The organism is Leisingera sp., from assembly GCF_034669605.1.
GTDB lineage: Bacteria > Pseudomonadota > Alphaproteobacteria > Rhodobacterales > Rhodobacteraceae > Leisingera.
Window position 1 is genome coordinate 1 of sequence record NZ_JAXMOX010000346.1, and the last position, 2,579, is coordinate 2,579.

2 protein-coding genes are annotated in these 2,579 nt (G+C 61.8%); both read left to right on the forward strand.

Translation table 11 applies throughout. From position 1 onward, the window contains the following. On the forward strand, positions 1-766 hold a 766-nt coding region (locus tag VOI29_RS23980), incomplete at its 5' end, for an AraC family transcriptional regulator (RefSeq protein WP_323784347.1). 266 nt (positions 767-1,032) lie between these two features. Then, the gene (locus VOI29_RS23985) at positions 1,033-2,538 is read left to right on the forward strand and encodes an aldehyde dehydrogenase family protein (RefSeq protein ID WP_323784349.1); all 1,506 of its coding nucleotides are present in this window, start codon (positions 1,033-1,035) and stop codon (positions 2,536-2,538) included. The last annotated feature ends 41 nt before the right edge of the window (positions 2,539-2,579 follow it).

Here is a 2,579-nt window from a genome sequence, read left to right on the forward strand (position 1 = left end):
GCCGCTGTTTCTCTTGATGATCCCCCTCGAAGGCGAGGCCGAGATCGTGCAGGGCGCGCATCACAGCAAACTGGCACGCGGCAACTTCGTCGTGATCGACCCCCGCGAGGTTTTCGAACTGAACCTGAACGCCGCGCAGCGCCACCTGACCGTGGGCATTCCGCCCGATGCGCTGAAACGGGCCCTTGCCCTGCGCGGCGAAGACAGCGGTCGAATGGCGTTCTCCCTCGGGGCGTTAAAAATCGACGGACCGGGGGAAACGCTGATGCGCTTTACGGATTTTCTGTGCGCAGAATTGGACCGGCCACAGATGGGCGCGCTGGCACCGCAAGTGGCCACGACGCTCGAGGATTCCTTTCTGCAACTGTTCCTCGCAGGCGCTCTTGAAGAGAACGAGACCGAACTGCACGCAATGCCCCGGTCGGTTCGGGTCGCCCAACGGTTCATGCTGGCACATCTGAAACAGCCAATATCCGTGTCGGACGTGGCAGCCGCCGCGGATGTGTCGGAACGGACGCTGCGGGCGCACTTTGCATCAGCCTGCGGCACGCGACCCGGCAATCGACTGCTTCAGCTCCGGCTTGAACAAGCGCGTCATGACCTGATGGGTGACGGATCAGCCACAAACAGTGTGACCGAGGTTGCCCTACGCTATTGCTTTGGCAACGTCGGGCGCTTCGCCCGTCACTACAGGGATAGCTTTGGCGAAAACCCCTCGCACACGCTGGCGCGTGCCGCCCTGCATCCGACAACGGGACAAGACTGACCAACAGCCCGGCCACACGCAGCGCGTGCCTCTTGACCCGGCCAAAGGCTGTGAAACATTTGGCCATCGGGTTGGCTTTGCCAGCTGACGCCTGCCGATCCTGTTCGGCGTCCCCAACGCATCGGGTCACTGTTGCAAGACATTCAACGCCGCCAGAACTGCGCAAATATACCTGCCATAGCTGCCCTCAGCGGATAGCGACTGCACTCTGCACTTACTAATCTTTCCTCGAAGGCCCTGTTGGGCAAAGCCGCGGAAAGCAGAGAATGAACACAGCAACAACCCCGTTTCCCGATGTTACCCTCCCGCCCGCCAAGCTTCTGATCGGCGGCGAATGGGTCGAAGCCGCTTCGGGTCAGACAATCCCCGTCATCAACCCCGCCACAGAACAGACCTTTGCCCATATCGCGGCAGGCAGTGCCGAGGATGTGGACCGCGCGGTCAAGGACGCCCATCGCTGTTTCGAAAGCGCCGCCTGGCAAAAGATGCGCCCGCTGGACCGGGGGCGGCTGCTGGAACGGCTGGCCCTTCTGATCGAGGAAGAAGCCGACGCGCTGGCCACCCTTGAAAGCTGGGACAACGGCAAACCCTACGCGGTGTCGCGCAACATCGACCTTGCCTTCTGCATGGATGCGCTGCGCTATTATGCGGGCTGGTCGTCAAAGATGGCGGGTGAATACCTCACGCTGTCACCCTTCATCAACGACGGCGGCACATACCGCGCCTACACCGAACGCCGCCCCGTGGGTGTGGTGGCCGGGATCACGCCGTGGAACTTCCCGCTGGGTCAGGCGATCCAGAAAATCGCCCCCGCCATCGCCTTCGGCTGCACCATCGTGCTGAAACCTTCGGAGGAAACCTCGCTCACCACATTGCGGCTGGGCGAGTTGATCCAAAAGGCCGGTTTCCCCGCCGGCGCGGTCAACATCGTTACAGGCTATGGCGACCCGGTCGGCACCTCGCTGGTGGATCATCCGCTGGTGCGCAAGATCACCTTTACCGGATCGACGCTGACCGGACAGCGCATCCTTCAAGCTGCCGCGCCTCAGATGAAGCGGGTGACGCTGGAACTGGGCGGCAAATCCCCGACCGTCGTGCTGGCCGATGCCGACATGGATCAGGCCATCCCCGGCGCCGCCATGGCGATCTTCGCGAACTCCGGCCAGATCTGCACCGCCGGTTCCCGCCTTTTCGTAGAGGCTCCGGTGTATGACCGCGTCGTCGAAGGCATCGCCGAATTCGCAGCCACCCTTCCCATCGGACATGCCTTTGAACAGAACGTTGCTCTCGGACCGCTGGTCTCGGCACGGCAACTGGAAAAGGTCAGCGAGATGGTCCAGGGCGGAATTGACAGCGGGGCAGAGGTTGTGACCGGCGGGCGCAAAGCCGGCACGCAGGGCTATTTCTACGAACCGACCCTTCTGCAAAATGTGGGCCGCGATGCCGCCGTCATGCGCGAAGAAATCTTCGGCCCGGTCGTGATCGCCAATCGTCTTGACGCAATTTCGGACCTGAAGGCGGCGGCAAATGACACCGAATACGGGCTGGGTGCCAGCATCTGGACGCGCGACCTGAACAAGGCGCACGTGCTGGCCGGGCAAATTGATTCCGGCACCGTCTGGATCAACACACACAACGTCCTCGACACCGCCATGCCCTTTGGCGGGGTCAAGATGTCAGGCATCGGGCGCGAATTCGGCACCGAAGCCATCAATGCCTTTACCGAGCCCAAGGCGGTTTGCATGCGGCTTGACCCAACCGGGTTGGAATAACCAACCGGAGCAAAACCAACAGGAGATAAACCAATGAAAAT

Excerpts from the sequence above, each read along its gene's own strand:
- VOI29_RS23985 (WP_323784349.1), top strand. The coding sequence starts at position 1,033 with ATGAACACAGCAACAACCCCGTTTCCCGATGTTACCCTCCCGCCCGCC.